The sequence below is a fragment of the Pectobacterium atrosepticum genome (genome assembly GCF_000740965.1).
Classification (GTDB): Bacteria; Pseudomonadota; Gammaproteobacteria; order Enterobacterales; family Enterobacteriaceae; genus Pectobacterium; species Pectobacterium atrosepticum.
In genome coordinates this window covers 4,042,350-4,065,221 of record NZ_CP009125.1, presented here as the reverse complement: position 1 = coordinate 4,065,221, position 22,872 = coordinate 4,042,350, and the positions used below count along the sequence as shown (strand labels likewise).

Genomic DNA, 22,872 nt, shown 5'->3' with positions numbered 1-22,872 from the left:
TCTCCGGCATTATTTATTTTTTATAACGGATGGCTGTATAGCGCATAATCATGACAGGCAATCAATCGTGCGCCGTCGAGCGCATCACCCATCGGAACGGCGAGTTGGGATTGCCACTCGTCTGGCAGCCAGGGCCGCATGTGCAGGCCGATGCTGCCCATGAGCGATAAGCGAGGTGAGGCGTGACGTGCCACGGCGGCCAATAGCAGGCAGATTTCACTGGCCGTCTGTGCCAGCAGCGCGTGAGAAACGGCATCATCCTGCTGAGCGCAGTCAAATACGTGGCGGGCGAACTGTGCGTAGTCGCCCGGCTTCGCCTGCTGGCTAAACGTCTGTAGCGCGTCAAGCGTGTTCACGGCCTGCGCGTGTGCTGCGCTGGCGCAAAAGAAATCGTCAATGCTCTGGCTGATCGCAGACGGTGCGCGCCAGCCTTGCAGCACATCGTGGGTATGTTGCAATGCCGCCAGTCCGAGACGTGCGCCGCTGCCCTGATCGGAAATCGGGAACTCATGGCCGCCGTAGGCAGTTATCGTCTGGTTCTGCCACGCCAGCCCGCAGGAGCCCGTTCCGGCGATGACCACACCTGCATCTTTCCCTTGATTGACGGCCAGACAGGCACCGAGCGCATCGGTATTGAGGACCTGAATGGCATAAGGATGTGGCAACGCCAGGAAGGCATCATAGGCGGTGCGATGTTCCGCACTGGCGAGGGCCAGTCCGACTTTCAGCCGAGATACGTCATCCGGTGAAAGCCCGCTGTGTTTTAATGCCTGTGCAATGGCATCGTCCACCGACTGACGTACGTTCTCCACGCCGAGCAGCAGATTGGCGCGACCGCCGTGTCCTTGTCCGAGCGGCGTACCGTCGGCCTGATAAATTCGTGCCCGACAGCCTGTGCCGCCGCCATCCACACCCGCATAGAGCCATGTCGTCATGATGCGCTCGCTTCTGAATCCAGATAGGGAAGGCAGGCAATTGCCAGATCGCCGCTGAGACTGACAATTTCAGTCTGTGAGTCCGGCAGGCTGTTCAGCAGCAGGGTTAACTCGCTGGCGCAGCGTGTCAGTAACTGCACTGCCAGTGCGTCGTGTGGGTGCGTGAGCACAACATGCCCAAGCGTGGTGTAATCGGTCGCCTGCGCCTGCTTTGACCAGTCGATCACGCGATCGACATGCTTATTGAAGTGTTGAAACAGCGCGTCGCTGAGTGGCGTAAGCGGAGTGATGCCCTCAACGGCCTGAAGCATCTCCTGCACCGCCCACAGGCCCAGCCGCGAGAGGCTGGCTGGGTTGCCGATGGGAAAACTATCGCCGCCGCGACAGGTCAGGAATCCGTCATGCCAATGCAGCAGCCGGGTAAAACCGCCCGTAACCAGAAGATAGCGGTTTTCCCCCAGCCAGCGCTGCTCACACAACGTGTGCTCCTGCGCCCGATCAAAGGGGCGATCGCCATCAATGTCGATCTCCCTCAGTTGCCATTTCACGGTGCATTTTTCCGCTGTTGTTGATTGGTCGCGATCGTTTCGTTGAGGCGCTTCACATCGTTTGACGTCAGGCGCAGATACTCATCAAACGACACCTGATCGTTCAGGTATTGGGTAAAGCGCGTCAGGATGATGGGGTACAGTTCGTTCGCCCCCAGACTTTCCATGCGTTCCCAATCAAAGACGTAAGACGGTATCTTTTTGATCTCTTCACGCGCGGTGTTCAGGCCATCGATCACGTGTTTATCTTTGGTCTGGTAGTGCAGATCGGCAATATCCGCACCGACAATGATATTGAAGTGCTCGGCGATCTCACGTTGCAGCGGTTCGCTGCCCAGCCACTCCATGAACTCGGCGACTTCCTGCGGGTGTTTGGTGGTGGTGAACGGCATGATGAAGGTCGCACCGCCCATCGAGATACACTTCTCTTTGCAAGGCGCAGGCAGCACTTTCCAGTCAAAACCGTCGCCAATTTGCTTACTGAACTGGTTCAACAGCCAGTTGCCGGAGAAGTAGGTCACGATGTTGCCGTTCACAAAATCGTCCGCCATGCTCTTGTACTGACCGCCGCCCGCCGCGCCCCACATTTCTCGTGGGAACACGCCTTCATCTGACCAGCGTTTCAGATCTTTAATCCACAGCTGCGCCGCCGCATCTGGGAAATTGATTAGCCCGTCTTTATCGTAGCGTGCGCCGTAAGAGTAGGCTGGGCCGGAGAAGCGGAAGCCGCTGCGGTCGATGGTGAAGGGAATATGCACACCCGTTTTTTCCGCAACCAGCTTCGAGGCTTTCATCAGGTCATCAATCGTGTAGCCCGGCTGTGGGATCGGAACGCCTGCTTGTTCAAACAGCGTCACATTAATAAACGGCAGGTCGGCGGTCCAAGAGGCGACAAAACCCGGTAGCGCATCGGCTTTATGCACACCTTTCACACGCATAATCTTTTCGATCCCTGCGTTGTAGCGTTTCTCAAAGGCGGCAGGATCTTTCAGGTAGGGGCGCAAATCCAGCGTATAGCCAAGCAGCCCCATCTGCGTAGTTTTTGCAATATCGGGACCTAAGCCCGCCGCCAACTGCATCGGCAACTGTGTTTGCAGCGCGTTATAGCCGGTGCTGACGAAATTCACATCGATGCGTTCATTACTTTGGGAGAAGGATTTAACTTTCTGCTCCATGAAATGCACTAATTCGGGATCGTCGTCACTATATAAAAATGTTATTTGCGTTTTGGCGGCTAACGCGCTGTTGCTGAATAACCCCAGCGCAAGGGCGGAAAAAAATAACGCGGTATTGGGACGCATCATAAACATCTCCACATCATAGGTTTGATTAATGGCTGAAATACCATGGCGTTGCCTGCGAGGTTATTTTTATTTCCTGTGATTTATTCCATGTCCTAATTAATGCAAATTTGCATTATTCCGTTATTTTCATCATGCAATCATGGACAGAAGCCTGACTGATTTATGTGAGGCAGGTTAAAGATATTTTAAATGTTGATTTAAATAAAGTATTTTTGTGATATTAATCACATATATAAATATGAGAATCTTATTTATTAATGCGAAAGGTCAATAAATGAATGCAAAAGACAATTTAATGCAAATTTGCATTGTGATTGTTAATTCTTAGTGCAGAGAGATGCCCATTGCCCTAAATGTTGGCAGTGCATGCACAGCGAAAGTGCAAATAAGTTCAGCCATATCTTTTCGTTATTTTATTCGTCAAAACTGTAAACAGGATTGCGCATGAATATCGGTTGGAAATTAAAGAAGAACGGTGTCATTAATCGATTTCTGATTACCGAACTGACGGAAAAACGTTATTTCGCCGAACCGGATACGCTGCCGGATAAGGTGAATTACCGCTTTATCAACGGTTTTGTCGATGTCGGCGTTTTACCCTGCCGCGTGCGCTTTTTGCAGGAAGAGGCAAAGCGCGAAGTGACGTTACCCGACGATCTTAATTTCCCGCTGATGTGGAGTGGCGGCGATGAAAGTCGCAGCGTGAATTTCAGTGATTTCTGGCCGTGTCCGGTTCACGTTCAGCGCTTTGCCCACTGTGTGATCCACAGTGATATAGCGCAGACGGCACCCTTTACCCTTAGCACCTGCGGCGGCGTAACGTTATGGCTCAACGGCGAGTCGATTACCCGTTTTACGCCCTTTACCCGCAATACCGAAAAAACCTGTGACATTACGCTGCCGCTGCAAGCAGGCGCGAATACGCTGGTGGTGCATAGCGAAGAGCTGTGCGAGCGCGATACGGATTACCTGTTCAGCCTGTGCTATCAGGGCAAAGATACGCTCTTCTGGCAGCTTGACGACGATGCGGCACTCAGCGAACAACTGACCGCACTGGATAGCTGGGTTAATGGACTGACGTTGGAAAACAACCTGATCCAACCGCCCGTGCTGGTGCTGAACAGCATGCAGCCGCTGCCGGAGTCCGTGACGATGGCGCACCGCCTGATTGGCAACGTCAACGAGTCAGTTCCTACGTGGCAGCAGCAACAAAGGCTGACCGCTGGCAATCTGGGCTGGCAGGTGGATTTACCCTCTGCTCTGGTCGGCTACTACGATCTGGTCTGCGCGGCGACCTGCAATGGCATAACGCTGACGCGTACCCTCAGTTTTGGGCGCTTGCCATCGCAAACGCTGCCCGCATTGCCGACACTGGCAGCGCGGCGTGAAGCGGTACTGCGTCATACGGCATTACACGGTTTTGAGCGCCTTGGTCGGTTGCTGGCGATTGTCGCGACAGGCGAGGGCAACGATGCCGCCGCACCGATTCTCAACAGCGCACTGCAAAAAATTAGCCGCCGCGAAGACTGTGCGGATTTCCAACTGGTGCCACTGATTTGGCTATGGCAGCGCTATCAGGGGCAACTGCTGCTGCCGCAGGACTGGCGGCGCGTGCGCAGCGCTATCCTTGGCTTCCGTTACTGGATTGATGAGCCGGGCAACGACACCATGTGGTTCTGGAGCGAGAACCACTGCCTGTGTTTCCACGTCGCGCAATACCTTGCCGGACAAAACTTCCCTGATGACATCTTCCCGTGCAGCGGCCGTCGCGGTCTGGAGCAGAAAGCCATTGCCCACGAACGCCTGACGCGCTGGTTTGATTCCATTCTGGAACACGGTCTGGTGGAGTGGAATTCGGCGGCCTATTACCCTATCGATCTGATTGGGCTGGTGGCGCTGTATGAACTGGCGCAGGACGCCGATCTGCGGGAGAAATCTCGCGTAGTGATTGACCGCATCATGCTGATGACGGCGTGGGTGCATCAGAACGGTGTCGCGGTTGGCACCATGGGACGCGCCTACGATAAAGAGCTACGTTCTGGCATGTTGACCGAGCTGTCCGGCCTGTGCGCGCTGATGTGGGGCGAAGGCTGGCTGATTCCACACTGCGCCGCGCTGCCACTGCTGTGCCTGAGCGACTATCAGCCGCCGGAAGCGACAGATCGGATTGCGCACTGGTCACTACCGCACGGCGCAGAAGCCCGCTGGGTGCAGGGGCTGAACCGCAGCGCCCGCATCATTGCCTGGAAGCAGCGCGATGTCGCCTTTTCCTCCGTTTTCGACCATCACCCCGGCGAGCCCGGACATCAACAACATCTGCTGGATGTGCGGCTGGGGACACACTATGCCGCTCGTCTGTGGGTGAACCATCCCGGCGAGGATCGCCCTGACGGCGTGCACCGTCCTTCTTATTGGGCGGGCAACGGGCGTTTACCGCGCCTGATGCAGCACCGTAATCGCGCGCTAATGGTGTTCGATCTGCAACAGGATATTCGCCCGTGGACGCACCTCTATCTGCCACAAACTGCGCTGGATGACGTCATCGTTGAAGGCGTCTGGTGCTTCGTGCGCGGTGGCAACGGTTATGCCGCCTTCCATAATCCCGCAGGGCTACAGCCGTTTGCGACCGCAGGCCAGCAGGCAGAAGGCGAGCTGCGGGCATATGGCGAACAGAACGTCTGGTTTGTTGCCGTGGACAGCGGCGATGGCGCGGAAGGATTCGCCGCATTCGCTGCCCGCTTCCGAGAGCGCTCATTGGTACAGGATAGCGATGGCGTGCGTTTCGACGACCCCGACTACGGTGAATTGGCTTTTAGCCACGAGACTGGATTCAGCGTAGCGCAGCGGCCTTTCATTTTTCCCGACGATGTCTCGGTCGTCCCGCAGTTCAACACAGGAAACCCATGACATGCAGACAGGTTCACTTAATCGACAACAAACCGAAGCGCTGTTGGCGCAGGTAGCGCGGGCATTTTGCCGCCTGAAGGCGATTGACAGCGTAACGCAGGACGACGCACTGGATGCTGGGCTGACGATTCAATTTGAAGAGTGGGATTGGGAAGTCGGCGTCGGGCTGTACGGTTTCTGGAAGCTGGCGCATCTGATGCAGGACGACACCATGCTGACGACGCTGGCAAACTGGTATCAGCAAAAGCTGGATGCTGGGCTACCGCCGCGACAGATCAACTCGACGGCACCGATGCTGGTGCTGGCACTGCTGTGTCAGGATAAGCCGGATGCGCCTGCACAGTGGCGTGAAACCGTGAGCGACTGGGCGGACTGGCTACTGCACTCGCTGCCAAAAACCGAGGATGGCGGCTTCCAGCACACGGTGAAAGAGCGACCGAATACCGGGCAACTCTGGGACGACACGCTGTTTATGGCCGGTCTGTTTCTGGTGGTCGCGGGGAAATTACTCTCTCGTCGCGATCTGATTGAAGAGGCGGAATATCAGCTCGTTACGCACGCGCGCTATCTGGCCGACGTGCGCAGCGGGTTGTGGTATCACGGCTGGACGTTCGTTGGTCGCCATCACTATGCCGATGCGTTCTGGGGGCGCGGCAACGCCTGGATCACGCTGGTGCTGCCGGAAATGCGCGTACTGGCGGAGGATCAACTGTCTGCGCCGGTATTGCGCACGCTGGACGCGATTCTGGAACAGCAAACGACAACGCTGGCGCGCTGCCAGCATGACTCTGGCCTGTGGCACACGCTGCTGGATGACCCGGATTCACCGCTGGAAACCTCCGCTAGCGCGGGATTTATCGCTGGGATTTTGACGGCACGTCGGCTGGGGATGCTGCACGATTTCCCGCAGGACGTGCTGGAAAAAGGCTATGCCGCCGTGGTGGCGCAGATTGACGCACAGGGTGTGGTGCAAGGTGTCTCGGACGGCACCGCGATGGGACATGATTTGCAGTTCTATCGCGATATTCCCAATGTTGCCGTGCCTTACGGGCAGGCGCTGGTCATGCTGATGTTATTGGCACAGTTAGATTCTGTTTGCGAGGGCTGACAATGGCGAGTCTGGAACTGAAAAACGTCCACAAAAATTACGGTGCGGTGAGCATCATCAAAGGCGTGGACTTAACGATTCATGATGGCGAGTTCATGGTCTTTGTCGGCCCGTCGGGCTGTGGAAAATCCACGCTGCTGCGCATGATTGCCGGTCTGGAAGAAATCAGCAACGGCGAGCTGCTGATCGACAACCGCAAGGTGAACGATCTCACGCCAGCAGAGCGCAAGATTGCGATGGTATTCCAGTCTTATGCGCTCTACCCGCACCTCTCGGTGCGCAAGAACCTTGCGTTCGGGCTGGAAAATTTGCACTTCCCCAAAGACGAAATCATCCGTCGCATTGATGAGGCTGCGCGCATGCTGGGGCTGGAACCCTATCTGGATCGCAGGCCGCGTGCGCTGTCGGGGGGACAGCAGCAGCGCGTTGCCATTGGTCGCGCTATCGTGCGTGAGCCTGACCTGTTCCTGTTTGATGAACCGCTCTCCAATCTCGATGCCAAGCTGCGCGTGCAGACGCGCGGCGAGCTGTCCCGCCTGCATCAGAAACTGCGTACCACCATGATTTACGTGACTCACGATCAGGTAGAAGCGATGACGATGGCACAGCGCATTGTGGTGCTGAATGCCGGTCGCATCGAGCAGGTTGGTACGCCGCTGGAGCTGTTCAATCGGCCGAAAAACAAGTTCGTCGCGGGCTTCATCGGCTCACCGCGCATGAATATGTTCCCGGCGCAGATTGTCGCCACTTGTGCCGACGGCGTCGAGGTGCAGTGCCCGTCCGGCAATCGTCTGGTGCTGCCGTTTATCGGCACCGTCGGGCAGAACGTCACGCTCGGGATTCGTCCTTCACACTGTGAAGTCGTGGAAGAAGGCGAGGGAATTGCACTGTGTGTCGATCGCTGCGAGATGATGGGGCATGAAACCTTTATCTATGGGCGGATGGGCGGCATTGACGACGAGATGATCGTCCATCTGGCGCAGCACCGCGAGTTCGCTGCGGGCGAGTCGGTGTTTGTGCGCTTTCCGCCAACGTATTGCCATCTGTTCGATGGTGAAACGGATGACACATTGCCGCGCTGCACCGAGCATTAATTATCGCGACGGGAGAGGACGACATGAAAAAGATTGCCTTACTGCCCGCAGGATCGCTGATCGATAAGCTGGTGACGCCAGTGGAAAAAGCGGTGAATCTGCTACAAAAATTTGGTGGCCGCAAAGTGATGCCGTGGTTTTTTATCGCGCCCAACATGCTGCTGTTCGCCGTTTTTGTCTTTATTCCGATTCTGCTGTCGGTGTGCTACGCCTTCACCGGCGGCACCAATATCCTGCTGTGGGAGCGCCCGTATGTGGGCGTGGCTAACTTCTCCACGCTGCTGAGCTGTGGCAACTACGCCGACCCGTCGAGCTGTGAACAGGATCTGTTCTGGACCGGCGTCTACAACACGGTGTCGTTCACCTTTTTCAACGTGCTCTGCACGCTGCTGGTGGCGCTGGTGACGGCACTGATCCTCAATCGCAAGATTGTCGCTCGGGGCTTTTTCCGTGCGATGTTCTTCTATCCGGTACTGTTGTCACCGGTGGTGGTTGGCCTGATCTGGCAGTGGTTTCTTAATCGTAACGGCTTGCTGAATCTGGTGCTGTCGTCGCTGGGCGGACAGCCGATTACCTTTCTGCTCGATCCAACACTGTCGCGTTTCTGGGTGGTGTTTGTCTCTGTCTGGTTTCACGTCGGATTTTATACCTTGATTCTGCTGGCCGGATTGCAGGCGATCCCGCGTGATATCTACGAGGCGGCGGCGGTGGATGGCACCTCGCGCTGGCGCGGTTTTTATCGGCTGACGCTGCCGCTGCTGGCACCGAACATTCTGGTCGTGGTGATTCTGCTGACCATCAACAGTGTGCAGATCTTCGATGAAGCCTGGGTGTTAACCAACGGCGGCGGCCCGGGCACGGCCAACAGCTTTATTGTGCAGTACATCTACCAGACCGCCTTCTCGTCGAATGCATCACTCTACGGGCTGGCGTCGGCAGCCTCGGTGTTGATGGGCGTAGTATTGATGATCCTGACGGCATTGCAGTTCCTGCTGACGCGTCGGCTGGAAGGGAAAAAATAACGGGAGCCATGATGAAGATAATCGCCTTTCTTACCCGCACCCGTCATCCGGGGCGCATCCATATTACGGATATCATGAGCTGGGTCTGGCTGGTGGTTGGCACGCTGCTGGTGATGATTCCGGTCATGTGGGCTGCCATGTCATCGTTCAAAACACCCGCGGAGATTAACCGCTTTCCGCCGAGTTTTCTGCCGCAGGCGGCGGATACCATCACGCTGCCGGAGTACCCGAAGCCGCTGGAACTGTGGCAGGTTAAGCAGGAAGACGGTGAAGCGAAAACCATGGCGCTGGTCAGGCGTATCGGGCTGATCGCACAGCTGGTGAACCCAGATGTGCCGAGTGAGGTGGTGCGTGTGTCGACCAAAGATCTGGTGCCGATGAAAGCGCTGCATCTGGAGACGGAGAACTACACGACGCCGATCACGAAGTTCCATTTTGCCACTTATCTGAAGAACACCGTATTCGTGACGGTGATGGCAACGCTGCTGACCCTGTTGCTCAGTTCGATGGCAGCCTTTGCGCTGTCGAAATACGAGTTTTGCGGTCGTGGTACGGTGCTGACGCTGTTTCTCTCGACCATGATGATCCCGCTTTCGGTGGTGATGGTGCCGACGTTTCTGGTGGTGATTGGCCTGAACATGGGGGATAACCTGTGGGGCGTGATTATCCCCACAATAGCGACGCCGACTGGCGTATTCCTGCTGCGGCAATACATGCTGACGATCCCCGATGAGCTGATCGAGGCGGCGCGGATCGATGCCGCCAGCGAGTTCCGTATTTACTGGAAGATCATCCTGCCGCTGACCGCACCCGCGCTGGCAGTGCTGGCGATCTTCTCGGTGATCTGGCGCTGGAATGATTTCCTCTGGCCGCTGATCGTCCTCTCCAGTCAGGATAATTTTACGCTGCAAATCGGTCTGAATGCGTTTCAGGGGCAGTTCTCAGTGCAGTGGCACTATATACTGGCGATGACGATGCTTTCGCTTCTGCCGGTGACGGCGGTGTTCGTCTTCCTGCAAAAATACATCACGACGGGGATTGCCAACACGGGGATGAAATAATGGCGACACTCAAGGATATTGCCGACCGCGCGGGGGTTTCTATCAGCACGGTTTCCCGCGCGCTGAACGGTACGGCACCGATCAGTGCCAAAGTCAGGCAGCACATCATGGCGATTGCGACCGAGCAGGGTTATCCGCTGCATAAAGTAGGCAAAGCGACCGCCGCACCGACGGAACCGCTGCGCCACATTTTGCTGGCGACGCCGCGCAACCTGATGCTGGAAAGTGAGTACAATCTGGTGTCGCTGACGTTGATTAACGCCCTGAAAACGCTGTGTTTACAACGTAATATCCAACTGCGTCCGTTTCTGGGGGAACACGACACCATTAACGAACAGCAGCTGTTGCGTGAACTTCAGGGCGGAAAAGAGAGCGGCATTCTGATCGTGAATGATGATCACCCAACGCTGCTGAACGCCGTCGCGGAAAGTGGAATTCCGGCGGTGCTGATCAATGGTGAAGATCCCTCAATGCGTCTGAGTAGCGTCACGCCAGCCAACCACTATGCCGCCGCCGCCGCAGTGCGTTACCTGATCGATCAGGGCCATACGCGGATCCTGCATTTGACCTGGACGTCGCGCATGACGATCAAACAGCGTGAACGTGGCTATCGTGATGCGCTCGCACAGGCGGGTATTGCGGTGGATGACGATCTGATTCTGTCACTGCCGGATTTCCACCCGCGCACGGCACGTGATGCGCTGTTGCGCTGGCTGACGGCGAACCCCGATAGATTAGGCGTCACTGCGATTTTCTGCGCTGCGGATAATCAGGCTATCGGCGTGATCGACGCGCTGTATCAGCACGGACTTCGGGTGCCGGAAGATATGTCGGTGATGGGCATGGACGACATTCTGCCATTCGACATGCTGCCGGTTTCGCTCACCACGGTACATCTGCCGTTTGAAACGATCGCCCGTGCTGCGTTACAGCTGCTGGCGCAGCAAATGACGCCCTCACAGGCGCTCGGTATTGCCCAACGCACCGAACTGGCGGGGCAGGTGGTCGTCAGAGAATCAGTGCGGCGAGTGGGGACTACTACCGGTTGAGCTCACGGGCAGCAGCACGATCCGGCTGTGGATAACCCTTTCACGATAATCCGATGGCCGCTGCCAGTCGATGCACCAATGCCTTTGCCATCGCAGGTTCGGTCACATTAGTGAATCCCATAAGAAGCCCTCCACGTGATGTTTTGCTCGTTCGCCAGTCATTCAACGCCTGAATGGCAAGGCCATGAGATTGAGCGGCGGCTGCCAGAGACTGGTCGTTGCCACGGGCGGTCAGCGTAGCTAACACATGAATGCCGCCTGCCTGTGGCTGGACGGTCAAGTGTGAACCTAATGCCTGCAAAAGCTCATCAACGAGATAGCCGCGCCGAATGGCATACAGTGAACGCATCCTGCGCAAATGGCGAGCAAAGTGACCTTGCTCCATGAAATTCGCCACTGTGGCTTGGGGTAGGATCGATCCCGCGCAGCAAAAATGATTTGCCGTATCCCTGAAGCGCTCGATCTGCGGTTCAGGGACAACCAGGTAAGCTAAGCGTAGGCCGGGAAACAGCACCTTGCTGAAGGTGCCGGTGTAGAGCACGCGCCCATCGCGATCCAGGCTTTTCAGCGCAGGTAATGGCCGGCCGTGGTAACGGAACTCGCTGTCGTAGTCGTCCTCAATGATCCATGATCGGTGGTGGCTGGCCCATTCCAGCAGTTGCAGTCGTCGGGGCAATGACAACGCCATCCCCATGGGGCTTTGGTGCGTGGGAGTTACCACGGCAAAACGTGCCTCTGCGGCTCGCTGTTGACCGATGTCCACATTCAGGCCTTCCTCATCCACCGGAACGGGTTCCAGATGCATACCTGCTCGCGCCAAGAACTGGCGAGCGAAGATATAGCCGGGATCTTCGAACCATCCAATGTCGCCAGGTTGCAACAACGTGCGGCACACCAGTTCCAGCGCTCCCCGATAGCCAGCGGTGATGAACACCTGCTCGTGTGTGCAAGTGATGCCGCGCGAGATCCCCAGATAGGTAGCGATGGCTCGACGAAGCGGTTCATAGCCCGCTGGATCTGGAGAGATCATGGCTGCCGTATCCAGAGTGCGTAAGTTGTGCCCGGCTAGGCGCGCCCAGGTCTTGCGGGGAAAGGCATCCAGTGCAGGCAAGCCAAGTTGGAAAGGTTGTACTTGAGCGGTCTCGATTTGCGGGCGTGAAGGTATTTGAGAAAGGGATGTGGTGCTGTATCCCGATTCGGTCAGCTTTTCCAACTGGGGTGAGACGATGGTACCCGCTGGGCCGCGAGTCAGGAAATAGCCTTCACTGGCTAGCATCTGATAAGCCATTTCAACCGTGCCTCGTGCCAGATTCAGTTCACTGGCAAGGCTGCGTACGGACGGTACGCGATCGCCTGGATGAAGTTTTCTGGCGATAATAGCGTCTCGGTAGCGTCGATACAGCTGTAAATAGAGCGGTGCATCGTGTTCCCTGCTTGGCTTTAGTTGCTGCATGTCCATACGTTATGTCCCATTCATTTACTCAATTCTTGCACCTTTCTTATGGGTCATGATTTTCCTAACATACTGGCTTCATTACAAGGAAATTGGCATGAGCACCTTTCGATTAAGCCTCATTGAGAGTGATCAGGACTACCTGGCTTGCTTCGATGTTATGCGGGAGCTGCGGCCTCATCTTCCTGATGCAGCCACATTCACTGCGCAGGCCCGTCGTCAAGCTGGGCAAGGCTATCGTCTGCTGGCGGCATGGCAGGACGATCTCGTCATGGGGTTGGTGGGCTACCGCGTTCAGGAAAATCTATTGTATGGCCGATTCCTCTATGTTGATGATCTTGTGGCCGCTGTAGGTGTCCGTGATCAGGGGCTTGGCGGTCAGCTGATCGAGGCAATGCGCGAGGAAGCGCAGCGGCAAAACTGTGCTCATCTGGTGCTCGATACGGCCTTGAGCAATGCGCTGGCGCAACGCTTCTATTTTCGTCAGGGCTTACTTTCCAAAGGCCTGCATTTCAGCCAAGCGCTATAGGTGTGAAGAGCCATGAACCCACTGCTTTGCGGTCACTTTGGGTGGCAAGGTCGGGTTACTCCGACGGTTGAAACATGGACTCAGACACACCATGCGCTGACTTATTTTCTCGTTCTTTCATTTCTTATTGGAGATCTTCTATGAGTATGCTTCGCTTGCCCTACCAAACCCTTTCGGCAGAAGCCTATCAAGGGTTCGGCATTGCCAAGAAAGCTCTGAACAAGAGCAGCCTTGGAAAACAACTGATCGAATTGGTCTATCTGCGTGTTTCGCAAATTAATGGCTGTGCTTTCTGCCTGGAGATGCATGCGTCGGCTCTGCGTGCTGATGGCGTGCCGGATGCGAAGCTGGACAGTCTGGCTGGCTGGCGTGTGAGTGAACAGTTCAATGAACGCGAGCGTGTGGCGTTGGCCTGGACTGAATCGCTTGTGGATGTGGCTCGCAGCCACGCGCCTGATGAAGATTTCGAGCCGCTGAAGGCGCATTTCAGCGATGCAGAGATCGCCGATCTGAGCTTTGCTGTCGCGCTGATGAGTGCCTTTAATCGTTTGGCGATCGGCATGCGCCAATAAGGTATGGAGCCTGCTTTGCAGGCGCAGCAAATGACGTCATCACTGTATTGCCCAACGCGCCGAACGGGCAGGGCTGGTGGGAGTCTGAGAATCAGTACGGCGACTGAAATAGGCAGGATGCTATTTCAGTGACAGCAGTCGTTCAAAAACCGCGACACGGTAGTCGCGGAAATCGATATATCCGCCGTACCACTCACTTTGGCTGGGAGAGATGAGTTTCTCGATAAACCAGCGATCTCTCATAATTGAAACGAGCTCAATCACGGTCATGGCAAGCGCATAAGCAAACCACAGCGCGACAATAATCACGCCAAGATAAAGCCACGGCCAGTTGATTGCCATAGCCTGTTGCACCAACAAGATGACGGCGCAGATCTGAATCAACAGCTTTCCTGTGTAGGCTCGTAGGGAAAACGTCCTGATGCTTTCGGCGCTAAAGAAATACGGATTGGTTAATGATGTTCTGGTTTCACGCACGGGGATACCGTGTACATAGACCATCCATTCGCTCTTTTCCTTAGGCAAGAAAGCGATGCCTTTTTCACTCAGACTGTGTAATCGCAGAGAGAGGATGACGGGGTAAGCCAGTTTCATCGCCAGAAGGTAGAAGACCGGGGCGCTGATACCGGCAACTGCCAGCGCGCCACAGAGGCAAATCGTAAAAAAGATCCTGACGGTGTAGATAAAAAGGGGGGTTGATTGGTAGTTCATTTTATAAATCCATTTATACACGGCGTGTGTGCCGCACGCCGTCACTTTACTGCCGAATGTTTGATAATTAAAGCGGCATTCTATATTCGATAACGCCCGGTTTTTCCGCAACCCAATCATAAAGACGCTGCGCTGTTTTATTGGTTTCCTGAGTATGCCAATACAGACGAACGCAGTGCTTTTCTTGCGCCTTTTCTCTCACGTACTCAATGAGTTTTTTCCCCACGTTTTTGCCGCGCGTGGTGGGATCAACAAAAAGATCCTCAAGGTAACAATAGCGGTTTACGCCCCATGTGGAATCGTGAAAAACAAAGTGTACGAAGCCGATAATGCGTAAGCCTTCTCTCGCCACGGCGCAGTGCACGGGAATATCCGCTTTAAAAAAGCGATCCCAGGTTGTTTCCGTTACTTCATCGGTAAGCTGGACGTTATAGAACGTTTGATAACTTTCCCAATAGGGCAGCCATTGATTGTAATCATCTGGTTCAACGGGGTTAACCATAATTTCCTGATCTGAATTCATTATTTTTACTCTCATGTTGTTAGGCGACAGGTACTGAAAATCAGGTTGGTATTTATAGCAATGAAATAGACGGATATACCCCTCCACTTATTAAGAGAGGTGCAGACCAATTAGGAGAAAGTGAAGGCGGGATTAAAGAGGCGTCCGCATCGACGCCCCTGATATTTATCTCATGTTACTGACAGCGCCGCGCATTAGGACTTCTCTGGCGCTGAATGGACGAGCTGGCCTTTGAAATACGTTTTGACCACGTTGGCACGATGAACCTGTTTGATCGGGACGTTAAACAAATGGCGATCCAACACGATCAAATCGGCGGATTTACCCAGCTCAACCGATCCCGTTTCTTTCTCTATGCCCATCGCTTTCGCACTATTGATAGTATAGATACGAATCGCTTCAGGCAGATCGACGGCCTCTTCGGGAGCCAGTGTTCCGGGCGCATCACCCAGCGGATTCTGCCGCGTCACCAGCCCTTCAATTCCGATCCAGGGAGATGGCGTTGGGCCACCCGCTGGCCAGTCAGAACCGCCAGCGACCACCGCACCAGAACGTAGCAATTTAACCGTGGGGACAAAATCCTTCATGCGCTCTTCGCCAATGGTCACTACGCTGGCGTTTGTCATATCGGAAGGAAACCACAGCATCGGCGAGAGATCGGCGGCAACCCGCAACTGTGCGAAACGTGGCATATCTTGCGGTGAGATCAAATGCGTATGCGCGATTTGATGCATCGGGCCATTTGGCCCATTAATTTTACGCACTTGCTCAACGGCATCCAGCGCCAGACGGAGTGAACCATCTCCCGCAGCATGAAGCTTGGTAGAGATCCCTTGTTTATCCAGCTTGGAGAGAATCTCAACGACTTGCTCTGTGGTGTAGTGGGTATCGCCGTGATAGTGATCGCCGTGTGCTTGAGTTGGCAGATAGGGCTCAATCAGCTTTGCGGTATGAGCCGGTGGAACACCATCCAACACAAATTTAAAACGATCGGGGAAGAAATTTGTGGTGCGGTAGACATCACGTCTGGCAACCAGCTCCAGACCCGCAGCGCCTTCATCCAACAGCGGAGTGGAGACGATCGAGCCGATAATACGCAGAGGCAGACCTTCTGCTCGGTCAATCTTGCTCCAGATGCGCAGATTGACTTCTGAGCTGACCGCTTCCTGCACGCCAGTAATACCTAATGACACCATCGTTTTGGTGGCTCCGCGCCCTGATGTCAGCCGTTGCTCTTCCGTGCGCACGGGGACCAGACTTTGCACATGCTGGAACGCGGGGAATTCTTGCAACAGGCCGGTTGGTTCGCCTGTTTTTGCATCTTTAACAATGACGCCACCGGCTGGGCTAACGGACTGCGCGGTGATAGCGGCCAGACGCATCGCTTCGCTGTTAATCCAGCGGTTATGGTAAGAATCATCACGCAGAATGACCGGACGCCCGTTACTGACTTTATCCAATTTCGCCAGCGCTTCAGTGGTAGAAAGCTCCGCCATACGTGGGCTGCCCCAGGCAGAACCGATCACCCATTCTCCCGGTCCGGCTTTTTGCGCGCATTCACTGACCTGGCTCAGAATGTCATCCAGTGAACTTTTTTGTGAGAAATTACAGGAGTAAATATCTTCATAGCCACCGTCTAACGGATGAGCGTGGACATCATTAATGCCCGGCATTGCCATGCTGCCGTTGAGATCAACCACCTGCGTTTTCGGGCCGATAAACTCTGCTGCCTGTGCATTTGAACCGATGAAAACGTAGCGACCATCACGTACTGCAACAGCTTCTGCCCACGGCTGACCTTGATTGACGGTGTAAATATTGCCGTTACGTAAAACTAAATCGGCAGTCTCTGCCGTTTCTGCCGCCATTAGCGTAGATGAAGAAAAAAGCAAACCTGAGACGGTGACAGCAAGTGCTGCGAGCCTGAAAGAAGTGTTTGGTGGCAAAGAATAATCGGTTGTCGCGTTGCCAGAAGATGGCGAGGGTGCCTTATTGGCGGTGTTTTGGGATAGGTTTTTGTTAGCGGTGCGGTGTGCACTATTTTTGTCCATACGTTATATCTCCATATATAGCGTTTATTCCTCATTGATGAGGCGCTGCTATTTTTCGGCAGCGATGGATAAATAACTGTACAGATTGTGCTCTGATTATCTCGATGAGCACGAAACGCACATGCTGTGATGATTTCCTTGGTTGATTGTTTACTGGTGACTTTTCTGTACGCTATAAAATGAAAAACCTCCGATAAATCGGAGGCTTATAATGGAATTATTGACAATAATCTCTAAGGTTAGCCTTAGAAAGGAATATCGTCGTCGAAATCCATTGGTGGTTCGTTGCTTTGTGCCGGGGCATTATTTTGTGAGGAAGATGCGTTCTGAGCTGGGCGCTGCTGAGCTTGTGCGCCGCCGCTGAACTGGTTTCCGCCCTGCGGTTGCTGAGGTTGACCCCAGCCGCCTTGTGGCTGACCGCCACCTGCATTGCCACCGCCTGCTGGTGCGCCGCCGCCCTGACGTCCACCTAGCATCTGCATGGTGCCGCCGACGTTAACGACGACTTCGGTGGTGTAGCGCTCTACGCCAGCCTGATCGGCCCATTTACGGGTTTGCAGTGCGCCTTCGATGTAGACCTGAGAGCCTTTACGCAGGTATTCGCCCGCGACTTCTGCCAGCTTGCCAAACAGAACCACACGGTGCCATTCGGTCTTCTCTTTCTGCTCACCGGTTTGCTTGTCACGCCAGCTTTCCGACGTAGCCAGCGTGATGTTGGCAACTGCACCACCATTCGGCATATAGCGGACTTCTGGGTCTTGACCCAGATTCCCGACAAGAATCACTTTATTAACGCCTCTGCTGGCCATGCTCGTGTCTCCTGATAAATCAATTTATGTAAGTCTAAACGATCAATTTTATCATGATACACATTTGTATCATACCTGCGAAATGGCTTCAGAAATGAAAGTAAGATTTGCAGCGTTTGCAAAAGTAAACGGGTTTAATACTGGATATTCATTCAGTTTTTTTTGTGCCATAATTGTTCGTTTCGTACCGGTTCTCTCCGTTCGGGAGACGATGACAAACCGTTTTTATTCCGGGAAGTGTGTGAATGGATAAGATCGAAGTTCGTGGTGCTCGTACCCATAATCTCAAGAATATCAATCTGATAATTCCCCGTGACAAGCTGATCGTCATCACCGGTCTGTCTGGTTCGGGTAAGTCATCGCTGGCGTTTGACACGCTGTATGCCGAAGGGCAGCGACGCTATGTGGAATCACTCTCCGCCTACGCCCGTCAATTCCTGTCACTGATGGAAAAACCGGATGTCGATCATATAGAAGGGCTGTCGCCCGCGATCTCTATCGAGCAGAAATCCACTTCACACAACCCGCGTTCCACGGTCGGGACGATTACCGAAATTCATGACTACCTGCGCCTGCTGTTTGCACGCGTGGGTGAACCGCGCTGCCCAGATCATGATGTGCCGCTGGATGCGCAGACCGTCAGCCAGATGGTGGACAACGTGCTGGCGCAGCCGGAAGGCAAACGCCTGATGCTGCTGGCACCGATCGTGAAAGACCGCAAAGGCGAGCACAGCAAGACGCTGGAAAACCTGGCCTCACAGGGCTATATCCGTGCTCGTATCGACGGCGAAGTGTGCGATCTGTCCGATCCGCCGAAGCTGGAATTACAGAAAAAGCACACCATTGAAGTTGTCGTCGATCGCTTTAAAGTGCGTGAGGATCTGGCTCAGCGGCTGGCGGAGTCGTTTGAAACCGCGCTGGATCTGTCTGGTGGTAGCGTGGTCGTGGCCGATATGGATGACCCTACTCAGCCTGAGCTGCTGTTCTCGGCGAACTTTGCCTGTCCGGTGTGTGGCTACAGCATGCACGAGCTGGAACCGCGTATGTTCTCGTTCAACAATCCGGCGGGGGCGTGCCCAAGCTGTGATGGTCTGGGCGTGCAGCAGTTCTTTGATCCGGCTCGCGTGGTACAAAATTCGGAGCTGTCGCTGGCGGGCGGGGCGATTCGCGGCTGGGATCGCCGCAATTTCTACTATTTCCAGATGCTGCGCTCACTGGCGGAGCACTACAAATTTGACATCGACGCCCCGTTTGAGGGCCTGAATGCCGAGGTGCAGAAAGTGATTCTGTATGGCTCCGGTAAAGAGAACGTCGAATTCAAATATATCAACGATCGTGGCGACACCTCGGTGCGTCGTCATCCGTTCGAAGGCGTGCTGCACAACATGGAGCGCCGCTATAAAGAGACGGAATCCACGGCGGTGCGGGAAGAGCTGGCGAAATTCATCAGCAACCGCTCCTGCGCCAGTTGCGGAGGGACACGTCTGCGTGAAGAAGCGCGTAACGTGTTTGTCGAACAGACCACGCTGCCGCAGATTTCCGATATGAGCATCGGCCATGCGATGACGTTTTTCAAGAACATGAAGCTCAGCGGGCAGCGCGCCCAAATCGCCGAGAAAGTGCTGAAAGAGATTGGCGATCGACTGAAGTTTCTAGTGAATGTCGGGCTGAACTATTTGTCACTCTCCCGTTCGGCGGAAACGCTGTCCGGCGGCGAGGCGCAGCGCATTCGTCTGGCAAGCCAGATCGGTGCCGGGCTGGTTGGCGTGATGTACGTGCTGGATGAGCCGTCCATCGGCTTGCACCAACGCGACAACGAGCGGCTGTTGGAAACGCTGGTTCATCTGCGCGATCTGGGCAATACCGTTATTGTGGTGGAACACGATGAAGATGCGATTCGTGCCGCTGACCATGTGATAGATATCGGCCCCGGAGCGGGTGTGCACGGCGGGCAGATTGTCGCCGAAGGCACGATGGACGAGATTATGGCGGTGCCGGGTTCACTGACGGGTCAATTCCTCAGCGGCAAACGCAAGATTGAAATACCGAAGCAGCGCGTACCTGCGGATCCGACCAAAGTGCTTAAGTTGATTGGCGCAAAGGGCAACAACCTGAAAGACGTCACTCTGACGCTGCCGGTTGGCCTGTTTACTTGCGTCACCGGGGTGTCGGGATCGGGTAAATCTACCTTAATCAACGATACCTTGTTCCCACTGGCGCAGCGTCAGCTGAACGGCGCAACGCTGGCAGAACCTGCTGCTTACCGTGAAATTCAGGGGCTGGAGCATTTTGACAAGGTGATCGATATCGATCAAAGCCCGATCGGTCGTACGCCGCGTTCCAATCCCGCAACCTATACTGGCATTTTCACACCGATTCGCGAGCTGTTTGCCGGCGTGCCAGAATCTCGTACCCGTGGTTATAACCCCGGCCGTTTCAGCTTTAACGTGCGCGGTGGACGCTGCGAAGCCTGTCAGGGCGACGGCGTGATCAAGGTAGAAATGCACTTCCTACCGGATGTCTATGTGCCGTGTGACCAGTGTAAAAGCAAACGTTATAACCGTGAAACGCTGGAAATTAAATATAAAGGCAAAGGCATTCATGAAGTGCTGGATATGACCATCGAAGAAGCGCGTGAGTTCTTTGATGCTATTCCGGCGCTGGCGCGGAAGCTACAAACGCTGATCGATGTCGGCCTGTCCTACATTCGTCTTGGGCAGTCGGCAACCACGCTGTCCGGCGGGGAAGCGCAGCGTGTGAAACTGGCACGTGAGCTGTCAAAACGTGGAACTGGGCAGACGCTGTATATTCTCGACGAACCCACGACCGGCCTGCACTTTGCTGATATTGAGCAGCTTCTGACCGTTTTGCATCAGTTGCGCGATCAGGGTAATACCATCGTGGTGATTGAACACAATCTGGATGTGATTAAAACGGCAGACTGGATTGTCGATTTAGGGCCGGAAGGTGGCAGCGGCGGCGGAGAAATTCTGGTTTCCGGCACGCCAGAAACGGTGGCAGAGTGCGAAGAGTCTCACACAGCACGTTTCCTGCGACCTATTCTGGCACGCGAAGCCTGATAGCGAGAGGCCAAATCATGTGGACGCAATATGAAATCCGCCTGAAGCCGAAAGCCAGAGGCTTCCATCTGGTGACTGACGAAATACTGGCGCAGGTTGTCGCACTGCGCCAGATAAAGGTCGGGTTGATGCATGTGTTCATCAAACATACTTCGGCGGCGCTGACGATTAATGAGAATGCCGATCCCACGGTGCGGCAGGATTTCGAGAGCTTTTTTAATCGCTTAGTGCCGGAGGATGAACCTTACTACCGCCATACTTATGAAGGTAGCGACGACATGCCCGCGCACCTGAAAGGCAGCCTGCTAGGAAATAGCCTGACGATTCCCATCACCAACGGACGCCTGAACATCGGCACTTGGCAGGGCATTTACCTGTGCGAACACCGCAACCACGGCGGCAGCCGCTCGCTGGTTGTCACGCTGAATGGGGAATAACTCCCTTGAGGTGAGCCGTGCTAGAGACTTATCTCGATAAACACTGAACTGCCTGCACGGCAGTGAACGCATGGTCATCACAACCCATTTTTTTCAGGGCTTTCTAAGCTGCCTATACGGCAGTGAACGTTGCGTTCGTCAGACAGAGACTATCCGTCGTTTTCTAAGCTGCCTATACGGCAGTGAACTTCTTTATGGACAGTGTCCAGGTGGATATTTCTTTCTAAGCTGCCTGTACGGCAGTGAACGCGCGTTATGACGTTTAACGAGTGTCAGAACTTTTCTAAGCTGCCTATACGGCAGTGAACTTTATCGTACCAACACGATCCTGAGTACTGGATTTCTAAGCTGCCTATACGGCAGTGAATGGTCACTGAGCGGTTAACGGTGCCAATCGCAATTTCTAAACTGCCTATACGGCAGTGAACGTTATCTTTGAGTATTTGTTATATGGCCTACATTTCTAAGCTGCCTGTACGGCAGTGAACATGCAATATGATGCTTAGTTACAATATCTGCATTTTCTAAGCTGCCTGTACGGCAGTGAACTCGCCGCCTTTAAGCGCATGTCGGTCGGAGCTTTTCTAAGCTGCCTGTACGGCAGTGAACCGTTCCTATTTTACGGTAGTTACCTAATTTTAAAAGAAAATAAACCATTTCTCCCGAAAAACCCTTTTTTATCATAGCGCTTAATCGATATTAAAAATCAATGAGTTACAAGCGTCCATGAAAAAAGGGTGCCAACCCTGTGGTAACGATTTTATCTATTCTCGGTAGACCTATGTTAGGTGCGTACATATGCCGCGGATATACAAGAGAACGATTCAAATCTATACTTAACCTATGTTTTAGTCAGGCTAGCGGCTTGCTGAATTCTGTATTAAGAGGAGGTGCATTATGCGTATTGTCTCAGTATTTAAAAATGGTAATAACCGTGCTATTCGCTTGCCGCGTGATATGGACTTTGAAGGCGTCAATGAACTGGAGATCGTGCGTGAAGGGGATACCATCATGTTGCGCCCAGTCAAACCCAATTGGCATTCTTTTCTGCAAGAAGAGCGTGCTGACGCAGACTTTATGACAGAACGTCAGGATGTAGTCGAAGAGGGGAGATTCGAACTGTGAGCCGTTTGTTCATGCTTGATACTAATATCTGTTCTTTCATTATGCGTGAACACCCGTCTGCGGTGATTGAAAAGTTGCAGCAATGCACACTGCGACGAGATCGAATCGTGGTATCAGCTATCACGTACGCTGAAATGCGTTTTGGGGCGGTTGGCAAAAAAGCTTCGCCGCGCCATATGCTGCTGGTTGATGCTTTCTGCCGCCGACTTGATGCGATATTACCTTGGGATAGCGCAGCGGTAGACGCCACCACAAAAATTAAAATTGCACTAGCTGCAGCTGTCACACCTATTGGTCCAAACGATACGGCCATCGCTGGTCATGCTATCAGCGCTAAGGCCATACTAGTCACCAATAATCTGAGAGAATTTGAGCGAGTACCGGAACTGATACTGGAAGATTGGGTTAAATAATTGCTCTGATTGGCTGGGCGTGTTCCAACGCAATGGAAGCCCAGAGGCTTGTTAAACTGCCTGTGCGGCAGTGAATACGCAAAAAGCTGATCTGAACCAAGGTGCATGTTTCTAAGCTGCCTATACGGCAGTGAACAACAT

At 54.2% G+C, this 22,872-nt stretch carries 20 protein-coding genes and 1 CRISPR repeat array; of the genes, 12 read left to right on the top strand and 8 right to left on the bottom strand.

Features of this window, described 5'->3' with window-relative positions; genetic code table 11:
• Window positions 1–20: 20 nt before the first annotated feature.
• The 3 genes from GZ59_RS17975 to GZ59_RS17965 are packed head-to-tail and all read right to left on the bottom strand — an operon-like array spanning window position 21 to window position 2,787.
• A complete protein-coding gene (locus tag GZ59_RS17975) occupies window positions 21–935 on the bottom strand; it encodes a glucosamine kinase nucleotide-binding domain-containing protein (protein WP_039293580.1) in 915 nt (304 codons plus the stop codon).
• Entirely contained in the window at window positions 932–1,483 is a 552-nt protein-coding gene (locus GZ59_RS17970) for a glucosamine kinase (RefSeq protein ID WP_039293577.1), read from the bottom strand. The genes GZ59_RS17975 and GZ59_RS17970 overlap by 4 nt, the downstream gene beginning before the upstream one ends.
• A complete protein-coding gene (locus tag GZ59_RS17965) occupies window positions 1,480–2,787 on the bottom strand; it encodes an ABC transporter substrate-binding protein (protein ID WP_039293574.1) in 1,308 nt (435 codons plus the stop codon). Before GZ59_RS17965 ends, GZ59_RS17970 begins: the two co-directional genes overlap by 4 nt.
• Window positions 2,788–3,231: 444 nt before the next feature.
• Here GZ59_RS17965 and GZ59_RS17960 point away from each other — a divergent pair, with 444 nt between their 5' ends.
• From GZ59_RS17960 to GZ59_RS17935, 6 genes are read left to right on the top strand one after another with little or no spacing between them, the layout of a single operon-like run.
• Complete coding sequence (locus GZ59_RS17960) at window positions 3,232–5,694, top strand: hypothetical protein (RefSeq protein WP_039293571.1); 2,463 nt, start codon at window positions 3,232–3,234, stop codon at window positions 5,692–5,694.
• 1 nt (window position 5,695) lies between these two features.
• On the top strand, window positions 5,696–6,802 hold the full coding sequence (bglB, locus tag GZ59_RS17955; protein ID WP_039293568.1) for a beta-galactosidase BglB: 1,107 nt from the start codon (window positions 5,696–5,698) through the stop codon (window positions 6,800–6,802).
• Window positions 6,803–6,804: 2 nt separating this feature from the next.
• Window positions 6,805–7,896 (top strand): ABC transporter ATP-binding protein, encoded by a 1,092-nt coding sequence (locus GZ59_RS17950; protein WP_039293563.1) that lies wholly within the window; start codon window positions 6,805–6,807, stop codon window positions 7,894–7,896.
• 23 nt (window positions 7,897–7,919) lie between these two features.
• Window positions 7,920–8,918: a carbohydrate ABC transporter permease gene (locus GZ59_RS17945; RefSeq protein ID WP_039293560.1), complete on the top strand. Its 999-nt coding sequence runs from the start codon at window positions 7,920–7,922 to the stop codon at window positions 8,916–8,918.
• Between the two features lie 8 nt (window positions 8,919–8,926).
• Window positions 8,927–9,979 (top strand): carbohydrate ABC transporter permease, encoded by a 1,053-nt coding sequence (locus tag GZ59_RS17940; protein WP_039293557.1) that lies wholly within the window; start codon window positions 8,927–8,929, stop codon window positions 9,977–9,979.
• Window positions 9,979–11,028, top strand: a complete 1,050-nt coding sequence (locus tag GZ59_RS17935; protein WP_011095246.1) for a LacI family DNA-binding transcriptional regulator — start codon at window positions 9,979–9,981, stop codon at window positions 11,026–11,028. Before GZ59_RS17940 ends, GZ59_RS17935 begins: the two co-directional genes overlap by 1 nt.
• 40 nt (window positions 11,029–11,068) lie before the next feature.
• Here GZ59_RS17935 and pdxR read toward each other — a convergent pair whose 3' ends face one another.
• Complete coding sequence (pdxR, locus tag GZ59_RS17930; protein WP_011095245.1) at window positions 11,069–12,487, bottom strand: MocR-like pyridoxine biosynthesis transcription factor PdxR; 1,419 nt, start codon at window positions 12,485–12,487, stop codon at window positions 11,069–11,071.
• Between the two features lie 91 nt (window positions 12,488–12,578).
• Between pdxR and GZ59_RS17925 the strand changes: the two genes are divergently transcribed.
• Window positions 12,579–13,010, top strand: coding sequence for a GNAT family N-acetyltransferase (locus GZ59_RS17925; protein WP_039293554.1), 432 nt, complete (start codon window positions 12,579–12,581; stop codon window positions 13,008–13,010).
• A gap of 140 nt (window positions 13,011–13,150) precedes the next feature.
• Complete coding sequence (locus GZ59_RS17920; RefSeq protein WP_011095193.1) at window positions 13,151–13,582, top strand: carboxymuconolactone decarboxylase family protein; 432 nt, start codon at window positions 13,151–13,153, stop codon at window positions 13,580–13,582.
• A gap of 120 nt (window positions 13,583–13,702) precedes the next feature.
• Here the strand turns inward: GZ59_RS17920 and GZ59_RS17915 are convergent, their stop codons facing one another.
• From GZ59_RS17915 to GZ59_RS17900, 4 genes are all read right to left on the bottom strand, one after another.
• Window positions 13,703–14,293 (bottom strand): hypothetical protein, encoded by a 591-nt coding sequence (locus GZ59_RS17915; RefSeq protein ID WP_039293551.1) that lies wholly within the window; start codon window positions 14,291–14,293, stop codon window positions 13,703–13,705.
• A gap of 67 nt (window positions 14,294–14,360) precedes the next feature.
• Window positions 14,361–14,816, bottom strand: a complete 456-nt coding sequence (locus GZ59_RS17910; protein ID WP_011095192.1) for a GNAT family N-acetyltransferase — start codon at window positions 14,814–14,816, stop codon at window positions 14,361–14,363.
• 194 nt (window positions 14,817–15,010) lie between these two features.
• Window positions 15,011–16,867: an amidohydrolase gene (locus tag GZ59_RS17905; RefSeq protein ID WP_039293548.1), complete on the bottom strand. Its 1,857-nt coding sequence runs from the start codon at window positions 16,865–16,867 to the stop codon at window positions 15,011–15,013.
• A 245-nt stretch (window positions 16,868–17,112) separates the two neighbouring features.
• Window positions 17,113–17,676, bottom strand: a complete 564-nt coding sequence (locus tag GZ59_RS17900; protein WP_011095190.1) for a single-stranded DNA-binding protein — start codon at window positions 17,674–17,676, stop codon at window positions 17,113–17,115.
• Window positions 17,677–17,921: 245 nt separating this feature from the next.
• On the opposite strand from GZ59_RS17900, the gene uvrA reads away from it, so the two are divergent.
• From uvrA to GZ59_RS17880, 4 genes are all read left to right on the top strand, one after another.
• Window positions 17,922–20,756, top strand: coding sequence for an excinuclease ABC subunit UvrA (gene uvrA, locus GZ59_RS17895; protein ID WP_039293545.1), 2,835 nt, complete (start codon window positions 17,922–17,924; stop codon window positions 20,754–20,756).
• Window positions 20,757–20,773: 17 nt separating this feature from the next.
• Window positions 20,774–21,193 (top strand): secondary thiamine-phosphate synthase enzyme YjbQ, encoded by a 420-nt coding sequence (locus tag GZ59_RS17890; RefSeq protein WP_011095188.1) that lies wholly within the window; start codon window positions 20,774–20,776, stop codon window positions 21,191–21,193.
• Window positions 21,194–21,293: 100 nt separating this feature from the next.
• Window positions 21,294–21,802: a CRISPR direct-repeat array (repeat unit 28 nt; unit sequence TTTCTAAGCTGCCTGTACGGCAGTGAAC).
• A 288-nt stretch (window positions 21,803–22,090) separates the two neighbouring features.
• Window positions 22,091–22,318 carry a type II toxin-antitoxin system VapB family antitoxin gene (vapB, locus tag GZ59_RS17885; protein WP_011095187.1) on the top strand — a complete coding sequence of 76 codons (228 nt, stop codon included), beginning with the start codon at window positions 22,091–22,093 and terminating at the stop codon, window positions 22,316–22,318.
• An 11-nt stretch (window positions 22,319–22,329) separates the two neighbouring features.
• A complete protein-coding gene (locus tag GZ59_RS17880; protein ID WP_283780469.1) occupies window positions 22,330–22,731 on the top strand; it encodes a type II toxin-antitoxin system VapC family toxin in 402 nt (133 codons plus the stop codon).
• The last annotated feature ends 141 nt before the right edge of the window (window positions 22,732–22,872 follow it).